General features: G+C 51.5%; 19 protein-coding genes. 7 read left to right on the top strand and 12 right to left on the bottom strand.

Features of this window, described 5'->3' with window-relative positions:
* The first annotated feature begins 211 nt into the window (after positions 1 to 211).
* Complete coding sequence (locus BTA51_RS21520; RefSeq protein ID WP_094711108.1) at positions 212 to 2,803, top strand: hypothetical protein; 2,592 nt, start codon at positions 212 to 214, stop codon at positions 2,801 to 2,803.
* A gap of 15 nt (positions 2,804 to 2,818) precedes the next feature.
* Here BTA51_RS21520 and BTA51_RS21515 read toward each other — a convergent pair whose 3' ends face one another.
* The 3 genes from BTA51_RS21515 to BTA51_RS21505 all read right to left on the bottom strand — a co-directional run bounded on the left by BTA51_RS21515 (position 2,819) and on the right by BTA51_RS21505 (position 6,080).
* On the bottom strand, positions 2,819 to 3,424 hold the full coding sequence (locus BTA51_RS21515) for an HPP family protein (protein WP_094711106.1): 606 nt from the start codon (positions 3,422 to 3,424) through the stop codon (positions 2,819 to 2,821).
* Positions 3,425 to 3,519: 95 nt separating this feature from the next.
* A complete protein-coding gene (mnmC, locus tag BTA51_RS21510; protein ID WP_094711104.1) occupies positions 3,520 to 5,514 on the bottom strand; it encodes a bifunctional tRNA (5-methylaminomethyl-2-thiouridine)(34)-methyltransferase MnmD/FAD-dependent 5-carboxymethylaminomethyl-2-thiouridine(34) oxidoreductase MnmC in 1,995 nt (664 codons plus the stop codon).
* Complete coding sequence (locus BTA51_RS21505; protein WP_094711102.1) at positions 5,511 to 6,080, bottom strand: peptidylprolyl isomerase; 570 nt, start codon at positions 6,078 to 6,080, stop codon at positions 5,511 to 5,513. The genes mnmC and BTA51_RS21505 overlap by 4 nt, the downstream gene beginning before the upstream one ends.
* 370 nt (positions 6,081 to 6,450) lie before the next feature.
* Between BTA51_RS21505 and BTA51_RS21500 the strand changes: the two genes are divergently transcribed.
* From BTA51_RS21500 to yaaA, 3 genes are all read left to right on the top strand, one after another.
* On the top strand, positions 6,451 to 7,206 hold the full coding sequence (locus tag BTA51_RS21500) for a type II secretion protein ATPase (RefSeq protein WP_094711100.1): 756 nt from the start codon (positions 6,451 to 6,453) through the stop codon (positions 7,204 to 7,206).
* A gap of 177 nt (positions 7,207 to 7,383) precedes the next feature.
* Positions 7,384 to 7,659, top strand: a complete 276-nt coding sequence (locus tag BTA51_RS21495; RefSeq protein WP_094711098.1) for a glutaredoxin family protein — start codon at positions 7,384 to 7,386, stop codon at positions 7,657 to 7,659.
* Entirely contained in the window at positions 7,653 to 8,423 is a 771-nt protein-coding gene (gene yaaA, locus BTA51_RS21490) for a peroxide stress protein YaaA (RefSeq protein WP_094711096.1), read from the top strand. Before BTA51_RS21495 ends, yaaA begins: the two co-directional genes overlap by 7 nt.
* A 141-nt stretch (positions 8,424 to 8,564) precedes the next feature.
* On the opposite strand, the gene BTA51_RS21485 is transcribed toward yaaA, so the two are convergent.
* A complete protein-coding gene (locus tag BTA51_RS21485; protein WP_094711094.1) occupies positions 8,565 to 9,365 on the bottom strand; it encodes an ABC transporter substrate-binding protein in 801 nt (266 codons plus the stop codon).
* 314 nt (positions 9,366 to 9,679) lie between these two features.
* Between BTA51_RS21485 and BTA51_RS21480 the strand changes: the two genes are divergently transcribed.
* Positions 9,680 to 9,880 carry a DUF2788 domain-containing protein gene (locus BTA51_RS21480; protein ID WP_094711092.1) on the top strand — a complete coding sequence of 67 codons (201 nt, stop codon included), beginning with the start codon at positions 9,680 to 9,682 and terminating at the stop codon, positions 9,878 to 9,880.
* 111 nt (positions 9,881 to 9,991) lie between these two features.
* Positions 9,992 to 11,278 carry an adenosylmethionine--8-amino-7-oxononanoate transaminase gene (gene bioA, locus BTA51_RS21475; protein WP_094711090.1) on the top strand — a complete coding sequence of 429 codons (1,287 nt, stop codon included), beginning with the start codon at positions 9,992 to 9,994 and terminating at the stop codon, positions 11,276 to 11,278.
* Between the two features lie 108 nt (positions 11,279 to 11,386).
* Here the strand turns inward: bioA and BTA51_RS21470 are convergent, their stop codons facing one another.
* The 7 genes from BTA51_RS21470 to BTA51_RS21440 form a co-directional block, all read right to left on the bottom strand.
* A complete protein-coding gene (locus BTA51_RS21470; RefSeq protein ID WP_094711088.1) occupies positions 11,387 to 12,265 on the bottom strand; it encodes an ABC transporter substrate-binding protein in 879 nt (292 codons plus the stop codon).
* A gap of 235 nt (positions 12,266 to 12,500) precedes the next feature.
* On the bottom strand, positions 12,501 to 14,276 hold the full coding sequence (locus BTA51_RS21465; protein WP_246841123.1) for a BatD family protein: 1,776 nt from the start codon (positions 14,274 to 14,276) through the stop codon (positions 12,501 to 12,503).
* Entirely contained in the window at positions 14,276 to 16,180 is a 1,905-nt protein-coding gene (locus BTA51_RS21460; protein WP_094711084.1) for a VWA domain-containing protein, read from the bottom strand. The genes BTA51_RS21465 and BTA51_RS21460 overlap by 1 nt, the downstream gene beginning before the upstream one ends.
* A 2-nt stretch (positions 16,181 to 16,182) precedes the next feature.
* Complete coding sequence (locus tag BTA51_RS21455) at positions 16,183 to 17,259, bottom strand: VWA domain-containing protein (protein ID WP_094711082.1); 1,077 nt, start codon at positions 17,257 to 17,259, stop codon at positions 16,183 to 16,185.
* Complete coding sequence (locus tag BTA51_RS21450; protein WP_168188254.1) at positions 17,253 to 17,723, bottom strand: DUF4381 domain-containing protein; 471 nt, start codon at positions 17,721 to 17,723, stop codon at positions 17,253 to 17,255. Before BTA51_RS21450 ends, BTA51_RS21455 begins: the two co-directional genes overlap by 7 nt.
* Positions 17,720 to 18,688 carry a DUF58 domain-containing protein gene (locus tag BTA51_RS21445; RefSeq protein WP_094711078.1) on the bottom strand — a complete coding sequence of 323 codons (969 nt, stop codon included), beginning with the start codon at positions 18,686 to 18,688 and terminating at the stop codon, positions 17,720 to 17,722. Before BTA51_RS21445 ends, BTA51_RS21450 begins: the two co-directional genes overlap by 4 nt.
* An 83-nt stretch (positions 18,689 to 18,771) precedes the next feature.
* Positions 18,772 to 19,731: a MoxR family ATPase gene (locus tag BTA51_RS21440; protein WP_094711076.1), complete on the bottom strand. Its 960-nt coding sequence runs from the start codon at positions 19,729 to 19,731 to the stop codon at positions 18,772 to 18,774.
* Between the two features lie 513 nt (positions 19,732 to 20,244).
* Between BTA51_RS21440 and BTA51_RS21435 the strand changes: the two genes are divergently transcribed.
* The gene (locus BTA51_RS21435) at positions 20,245 to 25,107 is read left to right on the top strand and encodes an NAD-glutamate dehydrogenase (protein ID WP_094711074.1); all 4,863 of its coding nucleotides are present in this window, start codon (positions 20,245 to 20,247) and stop codon (positions 25,105 to 25,107) included.
* 163 nt (positions 25,108 to 25,270) lie between these two features.
* Here BTA51_RS21435 and BTA51_RS21430 read toward each other — a convergent pair whose 3' ends face one another.
* The gene (locus BTA51_RS21430) at positions 25,271 to 25,771 is read right to left on the bottom strand and encodes a hypothetical protein (RefSeq protein WP_141215646.1); all 501 of its coding nucleotides are present in this window, start codon (positions 25,769 to 25,771) and stop codon (positions 25,271 to 25,273) included.
* Positions 25,772 to 25,792: the final 21 nt, after the last annotated feature.

Genomic DNA, 25,792 nt, shown 5'->3' with positions numbered 1-25,792 from the left:
CGGCTGCTGAAGTGCTGGCACTTTGGCAGCAATTCTGGGTAGGTTTGAGCAGAGCCTGATTGAACAGTTGTCAGAGGTAGAAGGAGGCTGGGGGTGATGCCACGGTACTTTCTATGTGATCAGGTTGTGGTTTCTGGCAGCCTGTTGTGGTTACAAAAAACAAACTTTTATAAGATTCTGTAAAAATCTATAACAAGATTACAGGATATCTATGTTAAGGACCTGCCTCTTTTTAGTATTGAGTGTGGTATTGGTGTCTCTTGGTGGGTGTGGTTCCCAAAGTGAAGGCGACGTCCTGCCGATTCGAATTCTCGGCTCTATCCCCGGAGAGGCCTATGTCGGGGTGGAATACTACTATGAAGTCGGCGTTGACGGCGGCGACGGTACTCTCAATTACAGTCTGACCAACGCTCCGGACTGGCTCGAAACCGATATTATTGATAATGCGCTGCGCCGCGGCGTTGTCCTGAGGGGCATTCCCGGTGCGACTGGCGCTGATGATTCATTCAACGAAGACGATACCATTATTCTCAGTGTGACCGATGGAAATTCGGTAGCGACGGTGGAGTTCGGGGTTGAAGTCAGTCAGGCCAGCTTTAGCGATATCAGCGGTACCATTGATGAAGGCGGGCGGGCGACCTATCCGGAAGACAAGGTCGACAGTAACGGCAACGGTGTTATTGATGCCGCGGATGACACCGAGCCCGGCACGATCTGTATGCAGGATGCTGACGGCAAAGATTTGTTCACCAAATCAGACATCGATTATTTCGTAGAACACCAACTTGATCCGGACGCCTGGGACGGAAAAAAAGTTCGGCTGGAATTCCTGCCCGTGATTCTGAGCGATCCGTTTTATCTGGACGTTCTCGGTACGTTCTCCCTGGTTGATTTGAGAACCCAAAGCGGGGCTGACTATCTGGAAAGTGTTCAGAAGCCCAGCGGTGGTTCTGCCAATGTTAAGGATGGATATTTCGCTGTTCCTGCCGGTGACACAACCTGTTATATCATGCTGTTCGTGGTCGATGACCTGATTGCGGAAGATGATGAGAATTTCGCCATCGACCTGGCAATCGACAAGGTTGGAGACATTACAGCCGATGTCTCCAACCGGGCTACCATCACCATCGAGGATAATGAACCCCAGGTATCTTTCGCGATTCCAAAGGTGACAGTTACCGAATCCTCGGTGGGCCGTAATATTGTGATACCGGTAACCGTAAAGCTGGATCGCCCGCCGGAACAGTCAGTATCTGCTGAATTTGAAGTGAAGACGGGAACGGGAGCCGATGCGGAAATTGGCGGCAGTAACGATGATCTGGTGATCACCCCGTCCAACTATACCGTGCAGTTTGCCAAAGGCATTAAAGAAGCAAAAATCTACTTGAGGGCACCGGATAATGCGTCCGGGGATGACGGTGACACGGATGAGTTTCTGACCTTGGGGTGGGTGGATACCGATACCGTGAGAGCTTCTGATTCCACCTTGAAGATCTATGTGAACGAATGGCTGTCGGATGTGGAGGTCGCCATTGGTACCAATGCGAAGATCGTCGAAGCCTATGCAGATGACAAAGCGGACCTTTATGTCGGCTATCAAAGTTTTGACGGCAGTTCCAAAGGCATTGCGAATATCGTTCATTTAAGTCGTACCCGCGAATTAATTGCGGATGGGAGTTATGGGAGCTCTCTGCTTCGTGAACTTCAGGTAAAACATGACGACGTGAATATTCTTCTGAACGATATTGCGATCGATCGGTTTGACTCTTCCGCAGACGAAATCATTAATCTTTATGTTCTTGCAACCGTCGACAAAGTGATTGCGTCGATTCCCAGTGGCAGCGGTTTTACGCTGGGTGGGGATGACATATTGCTGCAGAAATATGAAAACGTTAACGGTGTAGGGGATTTTGAGCTGGTCTGGGAGCGTCAGATCGGGACGGAGCAAAACGATTTTGCCGAGTCCATGTCCATTGATAGCGAGGATAACATTAACATCGTTGGTGGCACCCATGGCGGCTTTCTGGGAGGCTCCAATGCCGGCGGCAAAGACGGCTTCTTCATGAAAGTCGATGCTTCCGGAGAAGTGACCAGTGTGGTCCAGTATGGTACGGACCTGGATGAATATCTGAATCATGTGGCCCAGGACGGTCCAAGTAATATTTCCACCTTTGCCATCGTCGAGCGATCGCAGGCAGACAAGGGGGACAATATTCAGATGCGTTCTCTCTCCAAAGACGGCTCTTTGCGCCGTTCGGCTGAATATGGCTCACCGGCAGATGACCAGGTCAATGCTGTGAATCCGGCGCCTACCGGGGCGATTCTGGCAGGGGCAACTCTTGATGCTATTCCGCGTCTGTCTACTAATCAGGGTGGATGGGATGCATTCCTGGTTTATCACCGGAACCTTTCGGAAATCACCGCAGTGGAACAGTGGGGAACCAGTGGTGACGACCGGGCTTTGGATACCAAGCAGGTAGAATCCCAGGTATATGTCAGTGGTTACAGCACCGGTAATCTGTTTGGTACCAATGCCGGTGGAGAGGATGGCTGGGCAGCGCGCTATGACATTGTGGATGACGAAGAGCTCGATACCGAGGTTTTTGAGGAAGTCTGGAAACATCAAATCGGCACTTCCGGCGACGAGCGGCTGGTAAAGGTTGTTCCTACACTGTTTGGCAAGCTGTTTGGGGTGTTTCAGGAAGAGGTCGGCGGAATTAATTATCTGAAGGTAGAAAACCTGTCCGTTGTGGATGGTATCAGTCAGTATGCTGCCTGCCGTGAAACGACTGACGGGTGCTGACAGCGCAAAGCAGACTCAAGCCCAGACTTCCAGTTCCAGATCTGCCAGAGCTTTCAGAATGTCGCTGGTGGTAAGGATGCCTGTCATTTGACCTGCGCCGTTGCGTATTACCGCGGCGTTGGTTTCTCTGTGCAGCATGGCCACACATGCAGTGGCAACCGGACTGTTTCCCTCGATGACAAGGAAAGGCATACAGACATCCTCAACAACTTCCGGAACATCCTCTTGCATGGCCGCTTTCAACAATTCATTTTCACTCAGCAGACCGATGATTTCCTGATCTTTGATGACCGGTCCATGCTTGATGCTGTGTTGATCGAGGAAATCCAGCGACTGTTGTATTGACCAATCGCTTTGCAACAATAAGACCGGGCTGCTCATAATCGTACTGACCGCCGGTTGCTGGCGGCGCTCGGGTTGGGATGGCGAAGAAGTTGTGTCCTGCCGTTGTCCGATAGGCTCCAGTTGTGAGTAGTAGAGCTCTGTATGGGTTCCTGAGTCTGCAACGCCAAGGGGGTGAATAGCCGTGATGCTATCCAGCTCCTCAACGCTTCTGATTCTGGGATCGATCTTGAGGGGGGTTACCACCCGCCGCCCGGAATCCACCACATATACTGACATCGGCTTGGCCTCCTGTCCGGAGATATTCGCTCCAGGGTACCTCTAAAAACCTACCTACGTTGCCATGGCTGCATCAACGCTTTCCGGAGTTTCTCCTAGTTTCCTTTATTGAAGCGCTCCGGGGCAAGTCTGCGAACCAGTTCGTCCTCCAAAGGGAGGGGAACCGCCTCGATCATGTCCGCAACGATTTCGGCGGCCAGTGGAGCAATCGCCAGTCCTTTCGAGCCATAGGCCGTGTTGGCAAAGAGTTTGGGAGGCGTTGCATCCGCATTGGTCTCCGCAGAAGCCTTTCCTGCCACAGGACCAATGACCGGCAGGTAATCGGGCAGGGCACATCTGATCGCCGCGCGCCCTTGTATTTCTGCCTGGTCGGGGCTGACGCTGTCGAATAGCTCAGTGGCGATATTGCGCAGCTTGTTCAGGTTTTCCTGGTTATCGCCTGAGGTAATTTCCAGGGACTCGGAATTGGGATGGAAAGAAGCACCGAATACCACTTGGTGATTGATAGCGGGTAGGGCATAGCCATCACCGCAAAGTACTTTATCAAGAGGGTAACGGGTTGCCTTGGAAGCTTGCTCTTCACCAGGGCAGGCTTGCTGTTCACCAGGCGAGGCTTGCTCTCTATCGGCACTGACTTGTTCTCTGTCAGGACAGGTATCCTTTCTGCCTGGAATCACACTGATTTGTCCACGAATGGATTTAAAAGGGAGATGCTGAAGCAGGGGATCCTGTTTGCTGCTATGTCCCTCAGACAAAATCAACAGGTCCGTCTGATGTATGCCTCCTTCGCTATCCACAATCTGCCAGTGATCATTAAGAAACTGGTGACCGCTGACCTGGGTATTAAACTGGACATGGATATTGGGGTGATCCAGTAAATGACGGCACAATGCTTGTGGGTTTACCCATCCACCACCCGGGAAATACAGCCCGCCTTGTGTCAGTTCGACTTTGGCCAGACGGCTGGCTTCCGAGACGCTTAAAGGGTAGACAACGGTGTCGGGGTAATCGCTGTTTTCAGCAAACTTATGCTGGCGCTGTTCCTCTTTGGGGTTATATGCCAGCTGGATAACACCGCATGGGGACCAGATATGGTTCTTTAATTCCAGGATATTCTGATAGGCTCTTTGAGCATAAAGATAGTGAGCCAGATGTATCCGGGTGTGCGGATTCCAGTCCACGGCCAGCTTGATATAGAGTGCCCCCTGGGGGTTACCGGACGCGGCCGGTGCCGGTTTGTCATGTTGCTCCAGGACGGTAACCTGGAATCCCCGCCGCGCAAGCGCCGAAGCGGTCATGGCCCCGGACAGGCCCGAACCAACGACCGTTATTTTCGAGGACTTCGCCAGGCCCCTGGCAGGTGGAATGGCACTATAGTTCCCCATGACGCCCACGGTCATGTCCCGCTTATGGCCAAACCCTTCTGTTTTGGAGACATTAAAGCCATTGGCAGCCAGTCCCCGCCGAATATGACCGGCAGCCGTAAAGGTGGCAAACGTTGTGGACTCTCCTGAATGGCTGGCGATTCCAGTGAACAGGTCTTCTGACCACATGTCAGGATTTTGCTTGGGGGAAAAACCGTCGAGAAACCAGGCGTCTGCCTGAAAACTCATATGCTGCAACCAGTCGAGGACATCACCATAAAAGAGAGTCAGGTGAACCCGGTCATTTTCGAACTGGCATCGGTGAACTCCCTGCACCGGAGGAGGTAACTGGCGATGGAGTTGTTCCGTATGAATGCTGAGCTCCGGCCACACACCATGGCTCTTTTGCATATCGACAAGGCTGAGAGGAAATTTCTCTACAGAAATAAAGTGCAGGCTGGCGTCCTTGGGGGCAAACTCCGACCAGATTTGCCAGGCCACCAGAAAATTGAGGCCGCTGCCAAATCCCGTTTCTGCGATGACAAACCGGCTGCCGGCAGGGAGAGACTGGAATCTCTCTCTGAGCCGGTTACCGTTGATGAAAACATGTTCGGTTTCTGCTTTGCCGTTGAGGCGGGAAAAATACACATCCTGATACTGGTCTGACACGGGAGTGTTATCGTCACTCCAGTCTATACAGGCTTCCTTGATACCGGGGGGCTTCATGAAGATTGATCAACTACCACTGTTTCTATAACGATTGGGACCTCGGGCAGGTCGGTAAATGCGCCTTTACGTACGGTCGGCGTGTTGGCAATTTTATCCACTACTTCCATTCCTTCAACCACTTTTCCAAATACCGTATACCCGGATCGCCCGTTCTGGTAGTCCAGGTAGAGGTTGTCGACGACATTAATGAAAAACTGGGAAGTTGCTGAATTCGGTGCGCTGGTGCGGGCCATCGCCACGGTACCACGGACATTCGATAGTCCGTTGGATGATTCATTTTTAACTGGGGGAGACGTTGGTTTCTGGGCCAGTTGCTGGTCAAACCCACCGCCCTGAATCATAAAATCCTTGATTGTGCGATGGAATACTGTGCCGTCATAGAATCCGGAATTGGCGTATTTCAGGAAGTTATCAACCGTTTCCGGAGCTTTTTCCGGATCAAGTTGCAACTTGATAATACCCTGGTTGGTTTTGACCAGAGCTGTCAGGGGACCCTGAGCCTGAGTGTAGGTGGATATACAACAAGTGATGAATAGCGTCACGGCGATCAGAAATTTATTCATTTACACCTCTGGGATTAAAAAGCAGGAAACCTGTGTAGCCCTCTACAAATCCTCGATTCTCACGCCTTAAAAATCCGTTGTAAAGCTCTCCTCTCCCTGTATGCAAACCCGAACCCATAAATTCGTCACTTCGTCGGGTTTTTTATTTTTATCTATGAGTCAGTCTGATGATAAAAGCTTTTTACGCTGGGGAAAATCAATTATGTCAGTATTTTACCCTTTGGTGAAAATTGCTACAAAAGTTAACGCGTAATCCCCGTTTCGTATCTAGTTGCATGAAAAGTGACAAAAAATTACGAGCGCCAGGTGTACAAAATTCAATCCCTTTTCCATGATTATAAGACTACTCAAACTACACTGGAGTGTCGCCATGGCGGTACATAAGAATTCATTGGAAAAATCGCGCCTCGGCCGATTGCTGGTAAACCGGGGATACATTACCGAATCTCAGCTGAACCAAGCCCTGCAGGAACAACAGCAACACCAGATGCGTCTGGGGGAATTGCTGATTGAGAAAGGCTGGATCTCAGAAAAAGAACTTTCCCGCACCCTGAAGCATCAATCCCGGTATCGCTACACTGCGGCGTTTGTCGCCATGGCAGTGACGCCATTACAGCCGTTGGTCGCTTTGGCAGCCAGTACTCCCGTGCAGGCCGTGCCGGTCAAGCAAATCGAAAATTCGCAGCAAAGAGGTAAAGGCCTGCGTCCACTGGATGAAATGGAAATGGGGCTGGTCAGCGCCCAGGGAATTCAGCAGGATGTCGTGGATATATACAGCCGTCTGCAGGAAGCCCTGGTGGATGAAGAGGCTTTGAAAAAGCTGGAAGAAGAGGGCGGGCTGGATGGTGTTGAGGTTGTCGGCTCTATCGGTAAGATATTTTTCCCCATTGCCAATGTGCTGGATGCAGATGTCGAAGTGGAGGGCGTTCATATTGAAGCGGATCGGATCAAGCCGCTGATGACCGAAGATGGTTATTTCAATGTAACATTACCCAATCGTATCGAGCGCGTGAGTTTCAATAATATACGTCCGATGGGGCAGGTAGGGGGCGCTACGATGGGCAGTGTTCATCTGGATGGCATCGAGTTTAGCGATGAGGCTTTCATTCGAATTCGCACCTACTGATTTGATCCTATCGTCTGATTTGATCATATCCTCAATCGTATTTAAAAAGGCTGCCCAACAGGCGGCCTTTTTTAGTTTGGGGTGGCCGGTTTTAGTTTGGGCCGGCCGGCTATCTCAAGTTGTGAAATTAGCCTGATGTGTTAGCATCCCGACCTTTGGTTTTGGGAATGCTCTGTCATGTCAATCGACCTGGTGCTATACGGAACGCTTGGTTGCCACCTGTGCGATGATGCGCAGGCGATCATCCGCGATGTGCTTGAGGCCAACCCGGCTATAGCGGACATAGTCAATCTCAATTATGCCGATATCAGTGATTCGGACAGAATGATGGCGCTGTATGCCGAGCGAATCCCTGTGCTGGGGCATGAACAGAGTGATAAAGAATTGAATTGGCCTTTTGATCATCAGGCCTTTGTGGAATTTCTAAACAGCATTTTGAGGGCTGCATGTTAACTGTTGTATCTCCTGCCAAGACATTGGATTATGAATCTGAAATTCCTGCTGTCACGCCATCGGAACCTGCATTTCTGGACCACAGTGCAGAGCTGATAGACGTATTGAAAGGCAAGGAACCCTGGGAACTGTCGGAGATGATGAGCATCAGCAGTGACCTGGCAAACCTGAATGCCAACCGCTATCAGCAGTGGTCGGTTCCTTTTACTGCTGATAATGCGCGTCCTGCCATATTTGCCTTTAAAGGGGATGTCTATACCGGACTTGATGTCGAAACGCTGACCGACGAGGATATCCACGAAAGCCAGAACCGGCTGCGTATCCTGTCCGGCCTTTATGGGGTGCTTAAGCCGCTTGATCTGATGCAACCCTATCGACTGGAAATGGGTACCCGGCTGGAAAACCCGAGAGGGACTAATTTGTACCAGTTTTGGGGAGACACGATTACGGAAACCCTGAATCAGGAGCTGGAAGAAAAAGCTGAACCGATACTGGTCAACCTGGCGTCCAATGAGTACTTCAAATCTGTGAAGCCGAAGAAGCTCAATGCCCGTGTGATTACGCCGGTTTTCAAGGATCAGAAAGGGGACCAATACAAAGTGGTCAGTTTCTGGGCGAAGAAGGCCAGGGGATTGATGGCCAGATACATCATTCAGAATCGTGTCGAACAGCCTGATCAACTGAAGGACTTCACGGTGGATGGTTATCGTTTCCGCGAAGAAATGAGCCGTGGCGATGAATGGGTGTTCACCCGGGATCACTAGTCCCGGGACCTTGGCTTGGCTCTCTTGCTCTGCCCGAATCTCAGGCGTGGACTGACGTAACGGATAGAAGACGTCAGCCGAAGTTAAAAATGGATAGAAAACTTTAGCTGCCGTAAAAAACTGGATAGAAAGCTTCAGTTGCTAGTGAATAACAAAATGCTCGGCGGGCTTACCGGGCAGTGCAAACAAATCCTGTAATTCGCCGGATTCCCGCATGGTTTGCAGGGCGTCCTGGAAGGGTTTGATGAAGTCCTTGTGGTTCGAAGCCCGTGAGAAATAGAGCACTGCCTGGGCTGACCCCAAAATGAGTAAAGGACGCACTTTTAGCGGATCAATCTGCTCATTTTTAAGACCGTGATATAAGGCCTGATCCGTCCCCACCATCCCGGCAACCCGGTTCGCAGCCAGCATCCGCAACCCCTGTTCCATATCCTGCACCGGAATTTTCTGAATCTCGGAATTGCTTTCGAACACCTTGCCGTAAAGCGAACCCCTGATATACCCCACAAACTCTCCGGCCATATCATTCAGACTTTCAATCGGCACATGATTGTTCATGCCGGTGAGTATGATGTCCATGTCAGTGACGACCCCTAATGGAATCCCAATGCTCTCTGAGCTGGGTCCGGCAAACATGATGGCAAAGTCGACCTTTCCGGACCGGATTTCATCAATGGTTCTGGGATAGGGGCGAAGGTCGTTGGTGATCCTGATACCAGCAATCGCCCCCAGACGCTCGGCGAGAACAGATAAAAGTCCGGCTGGTTGACCGTAAGGGCCTTCATAACCCCACGGAGGAACCTCGGCGGTGGAAAAACTGGCAATGGGTTCAGAGGACAATGTCAGGCCGGAAGCCAATGACAGCCATACTCCCGTCAATAAATATCGGAAAAACAGCATTCTGTTGGTGTAATTGTTGTTTGTAATGGTTACTCGCCCCATGAAGATCAATCTTTCATGCCTTCACAGGCAAACAGGGGCGAAACTCGTGCATACGGCGATAGCCAGCTCCGGGTTGGATATCTGCTGATCGCGCATAAGTGTATAACATGATGAGCTGGTTGTTTAACTGACTGGTATCAATACCTGAATACAATGTTGCTTTTGTGAGTCGGGACACATTGGCGCGTGACAGCAGGGCCGGGTTTTATTGACATCTCGATATAGCGATTTCGTATATTAAAACAACATAAGATACTGTTTACTTATTAACCTGCACCCGTATAATGGCTCCCGATTTCTGGGAGGAGAGATTAATGAGCGTTGAGCAATTTGAAAATATCAGCCTGGTTGTCCTGATTACAGCATTGATCTGTTTCATGGGCTTCATCGTGTTCGATCTGGCTAAAAAGTCTAAAGCAGGTAAGTTTGGCACCATGGTTCTCTTTGGTGCGCTGGGCATGGGAGCCCTGGGATTTGTTATCAAGACCGTTCTGGTGGAAGTACTGAACGTCTAGGCGGCACGGTTGCTGCGAAAAAGCCGAACCCGTTGGGTTCGGTTTTTTTATGTCCGCAGAAAAGGTTTAATAGTCGTTCGTTGAATAAAGTTCCCGATAAACAGGATATTCATGCTTACCCAAGAAGAGATTATCAGTATCGATCAAAAGCACTGTTGGCATCCCTATTCTTCATTGATTAATCCGCCCCCATTGTTTCCGGTAAAAAGTGCGGAAGGCGTACGGATACGGTTAATGGATGATCGGGAATTGATCGACGGAATGGCCTCCTGGTGGTGCGTGATTCACGGATACAACCATCCCCGAATCAATCAGGCAATCACCCGTCAGATCGAACAGATGTCCCACGTGATGTTTGGAGGTCTGACCCACGAGCCTGCGGCAAAGCTGGTGCAGCATCTGGTAGACCTTACCCCTTCGGCTCTGACAAAAGTGTTCCTGGCTGATTCGGGATCGGTGTCTGTTGAAGTGGCCATCAAAATGGCCATTCAGTATTGGAACTCGCAGCAGCGGCCTGAAAAGTACCGTTTGCTGTCATTACGGAATGGATACCATGGTGACACTTTCGGTGCGATGTCGGTCTGTGATCCCGTGAACGGGATGCATCACCTGTTCAGTGCTGTGTTACCTCAGAATCTGTTTGCCCCTGCGCCACCGATGGGATACGAACGGCCACTCGCAGACGAGGACGTTCAGGAGTTACGTCGGCTGTTTGAGCAGCACCATCACGAACTGGCTGCGATGATTGTTGAACCCATCGTGCAAGGGGCAGGGGGAATGCGGATGTATTCACCCGAATATCTGAAGGTTGTTCGCCAGCTCTGCGATGAATTTGAGGTGTTGCTGATTACCGATGAAATTGCCACCGGATTTGGCCGGACCGGGATGATGTTCGGCTGTGATCATGCCGGGATAAGTCCGGATATCATGACCCTCGGAAAATCTCTGACAGCCGGCTATATGACCCTGGCGGCCACCCTTTGTACGGACAAGGTCGCTGACGGTATATGCCGTGGTGAAGCGGGCGTGTTCATGCATGGCCCGACCTACATGGGGAATCCTCTGGCCTGTGCGGTCGCCAACGAAAGCATCGAGATGCTCCTTGAACGGGACTGGCAGGCGGATATTCAGCGAATCGAAGCGGGACTGAAGGCACACTGGACTGATGCCAAACAGATTCCTGGCGTCAAAGATGTCCGAATCATGGGGGCCATTGGAGTCATTGAAATGGAAGAGCCGGTTGATATGACGGTTATTCAGCCCAAGCTTGTAGAGGAGGGGATCTGGCTGCGTCCGTTTGGCCGCCTGATATACACGATGCCCCCCTATGTCATGTCAGATGAAGACCTGGCATTTCTCTGCCGGAAAACACTCGACGTTATCTGGTCATTGGGTTAGAGGGTAGAAAGGTAAAGGTTACGAAGGTTAAGAGGGAGGATAAGGGCAAAAAGGATAGGAAGGTAGAGAAGGCGAACTAGTCGCCTCTCTCTAACACTCCAACACTCTTCAGCACTCCTCTGTCGTCTGGATCGAGCTGTAACGATCTATGCATTCTTCGTACAGCTCTTCCAGCCCCCAGTTCTTCAGGATATTGATATATTCCCTGGTGGTTTTGAATTGTTTGAGGCTGTTTCGGACACTCTCAAGTACCTGGTCGGGCGTATTGACGTTGCTGGCCAGGTAATACCCGGTAGAAAGTTCGGACAGCGTGTAGACACGGCGTAAAACGGCTTTGGGGTTATCTTCCTGAGAACGGGCAATGTAATACGCGACAGCGTCCGGCATTGGCCACAGATCAATTCGGCCGGCTTTAAGTTTGAGGTAATTCTTCAGATTGGCATCTTCTCCGCTTAAGCGGTCGAAATGGCGGACATCAAATCCCCTGCTGAGCAGATAGTCTTCCCGGGCATCGTTGATGGTGGTCCCAATCCGGTATTTCTTCATGTCCTCCAGAGAGTCCACTTTAATGTCATGGTTACTTTGCAGCGTAAACACGCTGTACCCCACCGGGACGATCTTCCCGACCCATTTGAACAGCCCTTCCCGCTGCTTCAAACGGCTGATGGAGTATATGAACGTATTCTGTTGCTCCAGTGTGGCACGGTAGCTTCTGGCCCAGGGAAACAGCTGAAGCGAATATGCCAGCCCGGTCCGGTCCATGACTTCCCGGATAATCCGGGTGGAAACACCATCAATACTTTGTTGACTCGCGTAGTTAAACGGCGGGAACTCTTCGGTATAGATACTGATGGCATCTGCATGGATGTGGGGAGACAGGCAAAAAAGGAAAGCAAGCGTTGCAAAAATCGGCTTTCTGAAAAACGGACTCATACTGCGGGTAGATGTGGTATTAAAGCGCTGGGTTGTGGGTTCAGGGTAACTCATGCTACACCCCTCATGACCTTATATTGGATCGACAGTCATCCAGATAACGCCATCTCAATGAACGTTATCTTGTCAGGCGAAATGTCGCTGAAAAAACAGGCATCCAAACCAGTCAGAACAGGCTTCAGGCTAGTGGGATTCTCATCCAAAAGGAATACGCAGTTATCCTTTTGGTGATTTTACGATCAGTATTAGTACGAAAAATGTCTCCAGGTTTGAACCTGGAGACATTTACTCAACCGGCAGGGTACAGAGGTTGAAGTTGGTTGGAATTTCTCTCTTCTGACTGAGCCAGAACGGTTTTGGCGTGAGTAAGAATCTGGCTCGCCAGCTCGGTGATTTTGGTATTGTCTGAGTGGGATTCTGCACCGGTATTCTGGCCGTAGTGCAGGCGCTGGATCTGGTTCAGGAGATCACGAATGTCAGTGTTAAGAGCATCGCATTCTTTTCCTGAAAGCTTTCCGGAGGCTTTCTGTTGTTGCAGCCATTGGAGGAAAGCTTCTACGAAACGGGGATCGCCAATGGCGGCAAATCTTTCCAACTGCTGCAAGGTGGTAGCCTGCTTTGGTCTCTCTACGGCTGGTTCTTTTTCCTTAATCGACATGCCAGGCTTTTTCCACCATGCCCACAATGTCAGTATCCATAGAAGGAAAAACACGGCTGACAGTATTTGCCAGAACGGGGACACATCGTCCTCGACAATCGGCCTTGTTACACCGGAGGTAGCGGAGGGGGCTGGGCTGCTTGCCGATGTGCCCGGAGTTGCTACCGGTGTTTGTGGAGGCGTTGTTTGTGCCGCCGTTGTATTTTGAGTAGGCGCGCCGCTTACAGTGATGGTGCGGCTGGGCAGGATCGCAACCCGCTCTTCATCATTGACCACATCCCACCAGGGAATTCTGACTTCAGGCAGAGTGTAGACGCCAGGGCGCAGTGCGACGACTGCCTGGGTTTCTTCTCTTTTCCCGGTGACTCCGGCGGCATGTTCATCCGAATCGATGGTGTCTGGCTCAGGATAGACTTTCAGGCCGTCCAGATCGGGGGAGGTCAGAGGAGGCAGCTGTACGCCCTCCAATCCCAATGCCTGAAGTGAGATGGTCCGGGTCAATGAATCCCCGGTATTCATTTCCCTGCCGGGGTCGCTCCATACATCCCGAATATTCAGGCTTTGTGCAGGAAGCCAGGTTTTACCGGAAAAGGAAGCTGGCGGCGCTTTGACCTGAATCTTGACTGCCGGTGCGGATTCCTTGGAATAGATACGGCGGCCGATGCGTCGCTCCAGCAGAGTGCCGGTAAACTGCAACGGGGGAATTTCGAGTTCTCCGGCTTTTTGTGGGAACAGCACATATTGCCGTTCAATCACATTGAAGCGACGGGAGCCCACGTAGCGGGAATACTCTTTTTGTTTACCTATCTGCTTGAACAGGGCATCCGGATGATCCGGGTGCTCCAGTTCACCCCGTATCAGGTCCTGGCTGTAATACAGTCGAACCTTATAGATGACCTGCTGCTGTACATAGGCTTCAGAGCGGTCAATTTCCGATTCCAGGAACACGTCTTTTTGCTGGTTCGGAATATTCTGGGAGGCGGCCACCACCTTGATGGGGATCGGGGTGGACTTGTTCCCCTCATACTCGATGGCTGGAATGACGACTTCACCACTGTGTTTGGGAAGTAGGGTGTAGTCCCAGGTGATGACCGAATTGTTCTGGTTGTTTTCAATCTGTACGCGATAACTCTGGCGTCTGTCGAGGATCTCAAAATCATCTTCAACGGCACTGATGTCCGGCTGGGGAATCGACAGACTATTCAAGCTGAACAGGTCCAGGGTGGAGGATACTTCCAGAGTGCTGGTGACCGTCAGTTGCAGGGATTCGTTTTCACGGATCTCTGTTCTATCAACCTCCGCCTTGAGGTCGGCCAGTGCAATACCCGACATCCCGATCAGCATGAACAGGGCCAGGATTTGCTGTAGAAAGGTCTTGTTGCTGCCTGTCATATGTAACTTACCCATTACCATATCGTCCGACCGTCGTTGCCGTTGGATTGTCGCCTGTTATTGGATTGATATTGCTGAAGAAATTTACGTCGCAAAAGACCGCCCGGGTCGTCCGGGATTCTTCTCAGCCATTGTTCTGTCTGCTGGTCTTTGAGGCTTGCATCGCTATCCAGGGCACTGCTTTGTGTTTGTCCCTGGGCATCCTGATCCTGACTGGATTTATCTTCAGGTTGAGTCACTGATTGTGACGGATTCTTCTGCTGTTCTTCCGACTGGGCTTGCTGTGGCTGACTATTGGCCGCCGGGTTTTCCTGATCCTGCTGTTTCTCCTGATCCTGGTTTCGGCCTTGAGCGGACTGGTTGTCAGCGTCTTGGCCTTTATCCTGGTGAGCATCGGGAGATTGATTGGCCTGCTGCTCGGACTGAGCGTCCTGCGAAGACTGTTGGCCGGAAGACTGGGACGAGTTCTGCTGTTGCTGTGAGCTTTGATCCTGCGAGTTCTGTTGTTGGGAATCGTTGCCCGAGTTCTGATTGTTCTGGTTCTGGTTCTGGTTCTGGTTCTGGTTCTGCTGTTGCTTCAGGTAGTCCTCAAGCTTCTGTTTATTCTTGCGGGCTTCGTCAAATTGCGGGTCTTCCTCTATCGCTTTCTCGTAGGCTTTGAGGGCCTCTTCGAACTGCTGTTGCTCCACCAGGGCATTCCCCCGGTTGAAGTGGGCCTGAGGGTTGTCCAGCGCCGCAAAGGACTTTGCCGCGTCAGCAAAATTGCCCGCCTTGTATTCGGCCATGCCTTGCCACATCGGATCCTGAAACAGCTTTCCAGCCTCTTCAAAATCCTGGCTCTGATAAGCTTGCTGGCCCTGTTGATCCGGAGTTTTCCATAGATCCTGCCATTCGAAGGCATGACTGGTGTCCGGATAGATCACTACGAGCAGTAGGGCGATCGCGATGCCCGAACGGCGATACTGCCAAAGCACTAATACCAGGATTGGGAACAGCAACCAATAACCGGCGTCATGCCAATCCAACGACGTCTGCTGGGATTCCTCCGTGCTGATGGATAACTCCTGATCGGGAAGGGTGTACTGAATGTCGCCGGCATCCAGCGTCAACTGACTGAATCGACCTCCGGATTTGGCTGCAATTGACTGCATATCACTGAAATTAGGCCTGGCCACAACAATTTCGTTGTTCTGCTTGATAAAGCCCCGATTCGGAATGGGAATCGGGCCACCGTCTGCAGTGCCGACACCAATGACGGAAAGCTGGACTCCCGCATTTTGTACGGCATTTTCTATATTGGGAATATCGGTGGTTTCAATGCCATCGGTGATCAGCAGGATTCTTCCATTTCTGGAGCCTGCCTGTTGCAGGGCTTCAATTGCCTTACTGACACCGGAAGCCGCATTACTGCCCAACTCCGGCATAATGAACGGGTCAAGGGCGGGGATCATGGCGCGTAAGGTGTCCGAGTCTTCAGTTAACGGACTGACCACGTGTGCACTCCCGGCAAAGGCCACCAGACCGGTCTGGCCTTCTCTGCGGTATTGCACAATGTCATAGAGTTTTTGCTGGGCTCGTTTCAGACGGTTGGGAGACTGGTCTGTTGCCAGCATGGACAAGGACAGATCGAAAACGATGACAACGGGGTCTTCTTTTAAGCCTGTCGGGGTCTCTTCCTGGTACCAGGTCGGGCCGGAGAGAGCCAGTACCGACAGCAGTATTGCAGCAGGCCAGATCCAGGTAATGACTGAGGGCTTGTCTGTTAATGGTCCTGATGTCAGCGCCTTCAGAAACTCAGCCGGTAAGACTTGGTTCCAGGAGTTGCTGCGGCGGGCTTTCTGCCGCATCAACCACCATAGTAAGACGACCAGCGGCAGTAACCATAGTGCTTCGGGGCGAAGAAAATGAAACTGATTCAACGTTACTCTCCCCCCTGTTGATGCACATCATATTGCGTATCAATGCCTTGACGGGCAAAGCCTGGTTGTCCCGCATTTTGAAGTCGTGCCGAAATCCAGCCGAATGCCCAGAACACCAATAGCAGGATAAGGGCAATGGCGAGGGGAACGGCATAGTACTCAGTGGTGGGGCGATACACTCTCTGGTCCTGCTCAATGGGTTCCAGTTGATTAATCGACTCATAAATCAGCTCAAGCTCACTCGTGTTACGGGCTCGAAAATACTGGCCGCCGGTATCACTGGCGATTTTTTGCAGCAACTTCTCATCCAGGTCAGATGAGGGATTTTCCTTGTGATATCCAAATAGTCCTCGACGAAGCACCTCATCAGCGCCGACGCCGATGGTGTAAATCTTGACTCCTGCTTCTGCCGCCAGAGTTGCTGCCTGTTCCGGGCTGACTTCACCGCCGGTGTTGGCTCCGTCGGTCAGCAGAATCAAAACCCGCGAATCCGCGGGCCGCTCACGGAGCCTTTTGATGGCCAGGCCGATGGAATCGCCAATCGCGGTGGCGTTACCGGCAATACCCAGAGCGGCTTCATCCAGGAGTTGCGAGACCGTGGTCAGGTCAAAGGTGAGGGGGACCTGGATATAAGGCTGAGCGCCAAAAAGAATCAGTCCCATGCGGTCTCCCTGACGCTGCTTGATAAATTCAGTGACGACCGATTTCACCACTTCCAGACGTGTCGCCTGATAGCCTTTCAGCAGTAGATCGGTTTCCTGCATACTGGGGGAAATATCCACTGCCAGCATCAGATCCCGGGCCTCGGTTTTCACCGGGATGGGGTCTCCCAGCCATTGGGGGCGGGTGCAGGCTGCGATCAGAAATACCCAGGCAAGCAGCAACAAAAGTTTACTCCAGAGGGATCGGCCGGGCCTGGAAGTGCGCTGGGCACCATATCCGGCTAAAGCGGACTCTGCCTGCTTATAAAACGGCACTTTTACCGCGGTGGAGGAAGTTACCTCTGGCTTTGAGCGTTTGCGCAGCAGCCAGGGAAGAGGAAGAAGAATGAGCAGCCAGGGCCAGGCGAATGTCAGCATTTCAACCTCCTGATCCACTGCTGCACCCGTGTGCGACATTCATGGGCTTCAGATTCTGTGGTGATCTGCGGACGGTAGAGGGAGCCGCAGAAATCGGCAATATCCGTATGGTATTTTTCAGGTAGCTTTTTCTGTAGAAAAGACTGCCAGGATGTTGCCGGCATGGCAGCGATGTCTCTATGGCCCAATTGCAGGCAATGCCGTTTGAGGACCAGATTGGCTGTCTGGCGGAATCCGGTGAAGTCAGACGTCGCATGATGCTGTTCCCAGCATTGCTGTAGTGCCGCCAGAGTCCGCTTCTGGTTTGCCCGTTGTTTGCTCAATTTGATGAGCCAGAGTATCCCCAGCACGACCAACAGGATGGCCAGCCCATATACTATCCACCAGCCTGGGGCCACAGGCCAGTTGGCAACGGGCGTTGGTTCAATGACATCATTTAGCTGCAATTGTTGCACTAAGCTCATCGTGCAACTCCTGGCACAGCTTCCGGTGCAACTCCTGAAAGTGGACTTTTGATTCTGCCGTTTTGCTGCAGAAGCAGCAATGCCTGGAACGGATCTTCCTGGGTCGAAATTCTGGCACATCCCATGCCCAGGCCTGCAAACTGGTCAATGACGCGTTGCTGCCAAGCTTGGTATTGCTGCTCAAAACGTTGCTCCAGCATTTTATCGTCGGTGTTGATCTCCAATTCATTCACCCCGTCCGTCAGTCGGAATGAACCCGGCGGAAAAGAAGTTTCCAGAGGATCATAGACTTGAAATGCCAGCATCTGGCAATGTCGTTTCAGCTCAAAAAGCAGTTTTTCTGTTGTGCTGTCATACTGGCGCCAATCCGAGATCAAATAGCACTGGCTGCCCGGGCGTGCAACCCGTCGCAGTTCAACCAGAGCATCATTCAGGCTGAAACTGGAGGGGCTTGGTAACGGAAGCCTTAACTGGTTGTTGAATTCGTGGACACATTCCAGAAGTCGTAACGCCTGCTTTGGGTGGCGGGAGGGTTTGATGACCTGGTGGCCAAGGTCTGAGAATACCAACCCGCCTATACGGTCACCTTTATTCAGTCCGGCCCAGGCCAATAGTGAAGCAATATCGGCGGCGGTAACGGATTTGAAGGCCTTGTCACTGCCGAAAAACAGGTTGATGGACTGGTCGACAAGGATGAGTACGGGACGCTCGACTTCTTCGTGAAAAACTTTGGTGTGAACCCGGCCTCTTCTGGCGGTGACCCGCCAATCGATGGAGCGGGGATCATCGCCGGGCTGGTACTGTCGGTGTTCGGAAAAGTCGATACCCCTGCCGCGAAACCGGGACAGGTGAGTGCCGGCAAGTTGCTGAAGTTTTCTAGGATCGAAGCGCAGACTCAGTTTGGCGGCGGAAATCCGCAAGCTGAGAAGTTCCTCCAGTGCTGTATAAACGCGATGTGGCCGCATGTCGTATCAATTAACCAGAAGTTATTATCAATCGTTTGTATGCCCTCCCGGGGGCAAAGCTAAAAGCCGTCCGGTTGAGTCCGTTAGGGGACAGGGACCAGCGATATAATTCGGTCGATAACCTGGTCGGTTGAAATGCCTTCTGCTTCAGCCCGGAAACTGGTGATCAGCCTGTGACGGAGGACATCATGGATCACTGCCTGAACATCCTCTGGTGCGACGAAGTCCTTGCCAATCAGCCACGCATGTGCCCGAGCACATCGGTCGAGGGCGATGGTTGCCCTTGGGCTGCCGCCAAATTCAAGCCATTGGGCCAGCTGGTCGTCAAAAGCACCGGGGTTCCGTGTCGCCATAATCAGTTGAACAATGTACTGTTCAACCGGCTCGGACATATAGACGTCGAGCACTTCTTTCCTGGCGCTGAAAATATCCTGTTGAGAAAGCGCCTTGGCGACGTGAGATGGTTGCTCGGTGGCTTCCTGTCTGGCCAGCCGGAGAATGGCCAATTCCGACTCAGCGTCCGGATAGCTGATATTGATGTGGAGCAGGAAACGGTCGAGCTGAGCTTCCGGTAACGGGTAGGTACCTTCCTGCTCAATCGGATTCTGAGTTGCCATGACCATGAATAACCCGCCCAGTGCGTAGCTGCGACCACTCACTGTAACCTGGCGTTCCGCCATGGCTTCCAGCAACGCGCTTTGCACTTTCGCCGGGGCACGGTTGATCTCATCTGCCAGGACCAGGTTATGAAAGATGGGGCCTTGCTTGAACTCGAAAACACCGGTTTCTGGACGGTAAATATCCGACCCGGTGAGATCCGCCGGTAACAGGTCCGGAGTGAACTGGATTCGCTGAAAGTTACCTTCCAGAGTTTGTGAAAGTTCTTTAATGGCTTTGGTCTTGGCGAGGCCGGGAGCCCCTTCCACCAAAAGATGGCCGTCAGCAAGCAGGGCAATGAGCAGACGGTCGAGTAGGTGGGACTGACCGATGATTCGGTGGCTCAGATGTTCTTTTAACTCTAAAAACGTGTTCTGCAGTGACATGTTGATTCCGTTTTGTAACTGACCAGGAAGTCACCATCACTATGGCGCGGTTTGACCTTTGACTGCTTAAAAGGAAAGGTCACGCGATTCTAATCAACCCCCGGTTCAGAACTCTGTCGTTTTAATACGTGTTTTTACATGAAAGTGTGGCGATTATGCAGGTGCAACGGGCCTATCGCCATTAATTATTCGTCATATGCTGTCACTACCTGAAATTTCCAGGAGCTGAACTATTCTTATGTTTGGCGGGCAAGTCTTATGTTTGTCAGGTCATATCTTTGGCGGGCAGGTTCGCGTGTGCGTCTATCTAAAAGTGAAGGCCATTGAGTTCCATGGGTAAAGGCCGTTAAGTGCGATGCTGTCATGGACAAAAGTATAAGAAGCGGGAAACTACGTACATATAGCCCCTAAGTGACCATGGATAATTGCCTTTTTTGTATCATGCCCGGGATTTTATCGAATCACAGGCACTGGCACGGTTATACGAGCGCATAAATAAAAAGAAGGTGAGTGATGAAGCAGGTCAACGTTGAAACCAAAGAACAATTTTTCACGTTGCTCGAAAATGAGTTCAAGCAGAAGCTGGAGCCCCAGCTTGCCGCTGAACTTGGCCGGTTTACCCGTCTGTATCTTGAAATGTCTCCACTCGAAGAAGCACAGGGCCGCAGAATAGCCGACATTTACGGCGCTATCATGGCCTGTTGGCACTTTGTTCAGGAGCACCAGTTCAGCGAACCGAAAGTGAAAGTTTTCAACCCTGATCTGGATCAGCACGGGTGGCAGTCCACCCATACTGTCATCGGGGTCCTTCACGAAAACATGCCGTTTATTGTCGACAGTATCCGTATGGAACTGAACCGGCAGGAACTGAATATCTACTCGATGCAGCAGGCAGTGCTGTACATAGAGCGCGACCGTAAGGGGCAGTTCAAACGCATTCTCGACCGTGAAGAAGAGCGGCCTCTGGAATTGGCGGAGTCTATTCTATATGTGGAAATAGACCGTCATGCCGACGAGCAGCACCTGGCTGAAATCAAATCAAGCCTTGAATCGGTGCTGGCAGAGGTACGGACAGCGGTGGTCGATTATGCGGATATGAAGGCCCACGCCGCCCGACTGATGGAAGGATTCAAAGACGACATTCCCAACCTTAAGAAGACGGATGTCAAAGAAGCCCAGGAGTTCATGAGATGGTTGGTGGAAGACCATTTCACCTTCCTGGGATATGACGAATATGACTTCAAGAAATCCGGCAAGGATATGGTGCTGCAGCAGGTGAAGGGGTCCGAGCTGGGTATCCTGAAAAGTCACAAGGAGCGACCCACCACCCTGAAGTTCAGTGACCTTCCGAGAAGAACTTCAAAAGAGTTACTGAGTCCCGAAATCTTCACCTTTGCCAAATCCTCCCAACGCTCCATTGTCCACCGACCTGCCTATCCTGACTATATCGCTGTGAAGAAATTCAATGACCAGGGGGAAGTGGTTGGTGAGTGCCGTTTCCTTGGTCTCTATACTTCCCGGGTTTATCAGCAGCCGCCGGAAAACATTCCATTGCTGCGTCGTAAAGTGAAGTATGTTGTCCGCCGCTCAGGGTTCAATCCGACTGACTATGCCGGCAAGGAGATTGAACAGATCCTGTCTGTGTACCCGAGGGATGAGCTGTTTCAGATTCAACGTGATGAATTGTACGAAGCGGCAATGGGGATCATGTATATCCAGGAGCGTCGTAAAATACGTCTGTTCCTGCGCGAGGATATTTACGGTCAGTTTGTCAGTGCGCTGGTATTTGTCCCCAGAGATCTGTACAGCACCGAACTGAGAATCAAGATTTCCGACATCCTCGTGGAAGCGACCAATGCAGAAGATGTGGAATTCACCACATTCTTCTCCGAGTCTGTTCTGGCCAGAACGCAGTTTACCCTGAAGGTGCCCTGGGGCGAAAAACGTACCCTGAAGCCCAAGGAGCTGGAAGACAAGATTGTGGCGGCTGCCCAGTCCTGGCAGGACGGCTTGATGGAAAGCCTGAACGAAGCCCATGGCGAAGAGTTGGCCAATACCTATATCAACCTTTACGCCCAGGCTTTTAACGCCAGCTATCGGGAGACTTTCTCGCCACGTCGTGCGGTGATCGACATTGATCACATTGCTTCTTTAAGTGAGACATCCACACTCGGAATGAGCTTCTACCGTGCCATTGAGGAAGACGAAAGCATTCTGCATTTCAAACTCTTCCATGCTCACGAGCAAGTGCCGTTGTCTGATGTGTTCCCCTTGTTTGAGAACCTGGGATTAAGGGTATTGGGTGAACATCCCTTCGAGACGATTTCCCGCGACAAGAAAATCGTCTGGATCCATGACTTTGCCCTGCAAAGCCGTGACGGACGGGTGATAGACATATCCAAGGTCCGCAGTAAGTTCGAACAGCTGTTCTATAAAGTGTGGACTCAGGAAGCGGAGAACGACATCTTCAATCGCCTGGTGCTGGCGGCTCACATGGACTGGCGTCAGATTGCCATGTTCCGTGCCTATGCCCGTTATATGCGCCAGATTCGTTTCAGCTACAGTCAGGATTTCCTGGCACAGACGCTGGTCAATCATGTCAATATTGCGGATCTGATTTTCAGGTTGTTCGAAGCCCGCTTCAATCCCGAAAAAATTCAGAGTGAAGCCCAGTGTGGTGCTGCCCAGCAAAAACTGGAGATTGAAATCAACCAGGCGCTGGACAGTGTTGAAAACCTGAGTGAAGACCGGGTGCTGAGACGTTTTGTCGAGTTGATCAAAGCCACGCTCAGAACCAATTATTATCAGAAAGATGCCAACGGCGATCTTAAGTCCTACATGTCGTTTAAAGTCTCTCCAAACGACATACCGGAAATGCCGTTGCCATTGCCGATGTTTGAAATCTTCGTCTATTCACCTCGAATGGAAGGGGTGCATTTGCGGGGCGGGAAAGTGGCCCGTGGAGGTCTGCGCTGGTCGGATCGGTTTGAGGATTACAGAACTGAGGTCCTGGGTCTGGTAAAAGCCCAGCAGGTGAAAAACTCCGTTATCGTTCCGGTGGGAGCGAAGGGTGGCTTTGTGGCCAAACATCTGCCTGAAGGTGACCGAGAAGCAATGTTGCAGGAGGGTATCGCCTGCTACAAAACCTTTATCCGTGGCCTGTTGGATGTCACTGACAACCTGAAAATCGGGGAAGTGGTGCCGCCGTCGGAAGTGATCCGTCACGATGAAGACGATTACTATCTGGTCGTTGCCGCAGACAAAGGTACGGCCACATTCAGTGATATCGCCAACTCGATTTCTGAAGAATACGATTTCTGGTTGGGGGATGCGTTTGCCTCCGGCGGCTCCCAGGGTTATGACCATAAAAAAATGGGAATCACTGCCCGCGGCGCCTGGGTTTCTGTCGAGCGCCATTTCCGTGAAATGGGAATTAATACGGCCACGGACAACTTTACCGTAGTGGGTGTTGGGGATATGTCCGGTGACGTATTCGGAAACGGTATGCTGCGTTCCGAGCATATCGAAATGGTGGCCGCGTTTAACCATATGCATATCTTTATCGATCCGAATCCGGATGTGGCGGAAAGCTTTAAAGAACGTCAGCGCATGTTCAATCTGCCTCGTTCATCCTGGACCGACTACAACGCGAAATTGATCTCCAAGGGTGGAGGGATATTCAACCGGAGCGCCAAGTCCATTCCCATCAGTCCCGAAATGAAAGCCAGATTTGGTATCAAACAGGACCGTTTACCGCCGAATATGCTGATATCGCACTTGCTGCGTGCCCCGGTGGATCTCCTTTGGTTTGGCGGTATCGGTACCTACATCAAGGCCTCTCATGAGTCCCATGCCGATGTCGGGGATAAGGCGAACGACGCCCTGCGGGTTGACGCCAAGGACCTGAAGGTCAAGGTTATCGGTGAAGGCGGAAACCTGGGGATGACCCACCTGGGACGTATCGAATACTCCTTTAAAGGTGGAAAACTCAATACCGACTTTATTGATAACGCCGGTGGCGTGGATTGCTCTGACCACGAGGTCAACATCAAGATCCTTCTGAATGAAATCGTTGCCAACGGCGACATGACCATGAAGCAGCGTAACAAGTTGCTTTCGGACATGACGGAAGATGTTTCAGAGTTGGTGCTTCAGAATAACTACCGTCAAACCCAGGCGCTGAGTATCGCGGAGTTTGACGCCAGTAATCGTATTGAAGAATACCGTCGCCTGATCGCGCATCTGGAATCTATCGGCAAACTTAACCGGGCTCTGGAATTTATACCGGATGACGAAACCATCACGGAACGTAAATCCATGAAGCGCGGCTTGGTTCGGCCGGAGCTGTGTACGCTGATCTCCTACGTGAAAGGCTGGCTGAAGGAATCATTGATTGATAGTGATATCGTTGATGATGAGCACTTGGCAGCGGAGCTGGATACCGAATTCCCCGAAGTGCTGGTGAAAAAGTTCGGCCCGCAGATGAAAGAGCACCGCCTGCGCCGCGAAATCATTGCGACCCAGGTGGCCAATGACATGGTCAACCACATGGGGATCACCTTTGTGGATCGTTTGCGTCAGTCAACCGGAGCTTCGGTGTCGTCTATTGCCCAGGGTTACGTCATTGCCCGGGATGTATTCCGGATGAATACGCATTGGCAGCAGATTGAAGAGCTGGATTACAAAGTCAGTGCAGACATTCAGATTCGCATGATGTCTGAGCTGATTCGTCTGGTGCGTCGCGCTACCCGTTGGTTCCTGCGTAATCGTCGTAGTGAACTCAATGTGATGTCCAACATGGATAAATTCACAGCAGGTATTGCCCGCATTGCCCATGATTTCAAAGATCTGCTGACCGGAGAACAACATGAGTTGTGGCAGCAGCGTTATCAGGAATTCAGTTCTGCCGGTGTCCCTGAAGAATTGGCGGAAACCATTGCTGGTGCGCCGTTCCTGTATTCCGCTCTGGGGATTATCGAAGCCCAGGAACAGACCGGGTTGGAACTTGGTTATGTTGCGAAACTGTTCTTCCGGCTTGGTGAAAAACTGGATCTGCAATGGTTCAGCCACCAGATCAACATGGCTCAGCCTACTTCCCACTGGCAGGCTCTGGCCCGTGAGAGCTTCCGGGAAGACCTGGATTGGCAGCAACGTGCTCTGACAGTTGGGGTGTTGCGTCTGAAGGAAGCGCCAGAGGACATTGATGAGCGCATCAGCACCTGGTCTGAGTCATACACCGATCTGCTTGATCGCTGGAAGGGAATGCTGACCGAGTTGAAAGCCGTTAAGGACCCTGAGTTCCCCATGTACTCTGTGGCACTTCGCGAGCTTCTTGACCTGGCGCAGTCCACGACCCACGCTACCCAGGGGGTATGACGGAGGGGCAATAGTGCATCAAGCCCCAGCCAGCGGTTATTCCGCAGGCTGGGGCTGTTTCTTTCAACCTGATTCTGTCCTAACTCGATTTTCCTAACTTATTTTTTCTAACCTGGTTATTCCTAACCCGATTTAGCCCTAATCCGAGTCTGGACGGCCAGGATCACTCTGTATCCCTGTAACTCCCCACTTCTATACTTGCTGAGAAGTTATTTCTAGCAGATAAAATCTGCCGGTTTCTTTTGCTCCCTTGAACCAGTGTCAAAATGTTGTGATGGTTTTTGTCGTCGGCAAAACTGCGGATGGAGGCCTCCAATAGATTGAACTCCGAGGGTGCACCCTGCAACACGAAGATCACTCTGGTTTCATGGTTTCCCAGATCGACCGATTCCGGGGTTAAGATGACCCGCTTGCCATCAAGGCTGATCTCTATTGTGCTGTCGAGATATTCCGTCAGTTGTCTTTCCATCGAAATTTCCGACGTTGTCGTTTCCTCTGTATCTGTTGTATCTGTCTCTGGCCCCGTATGCTGAAGCTGGGTGGTCACGCCTGACTGTGAAAGAACTGCGGTGAGACGCCACTGACTGTCGACACCCTTGATAAGGTTGAAGAACGACATGAACGAATGGTGTGAGTACGCAAGTGGAGCGAGCAGCGTCAGCATGAGAGCCACCATGGGCGTTAA

The sequence above is a fragment of the Hahella sp. CCB-MM4 genome (genome assembly GCF_002260525.1).
Taxonomy (GTDB): domain Bacteria; phylum Pseudomonadota; class Gammaproteobacteria; order Pseudomonadales; family Oleiphilaceae; genus Hahella.
Note: the sequence above shows the minus strand (reverse complement) of the source record. Positions and strands in the feature narration are given on the sequence as shown.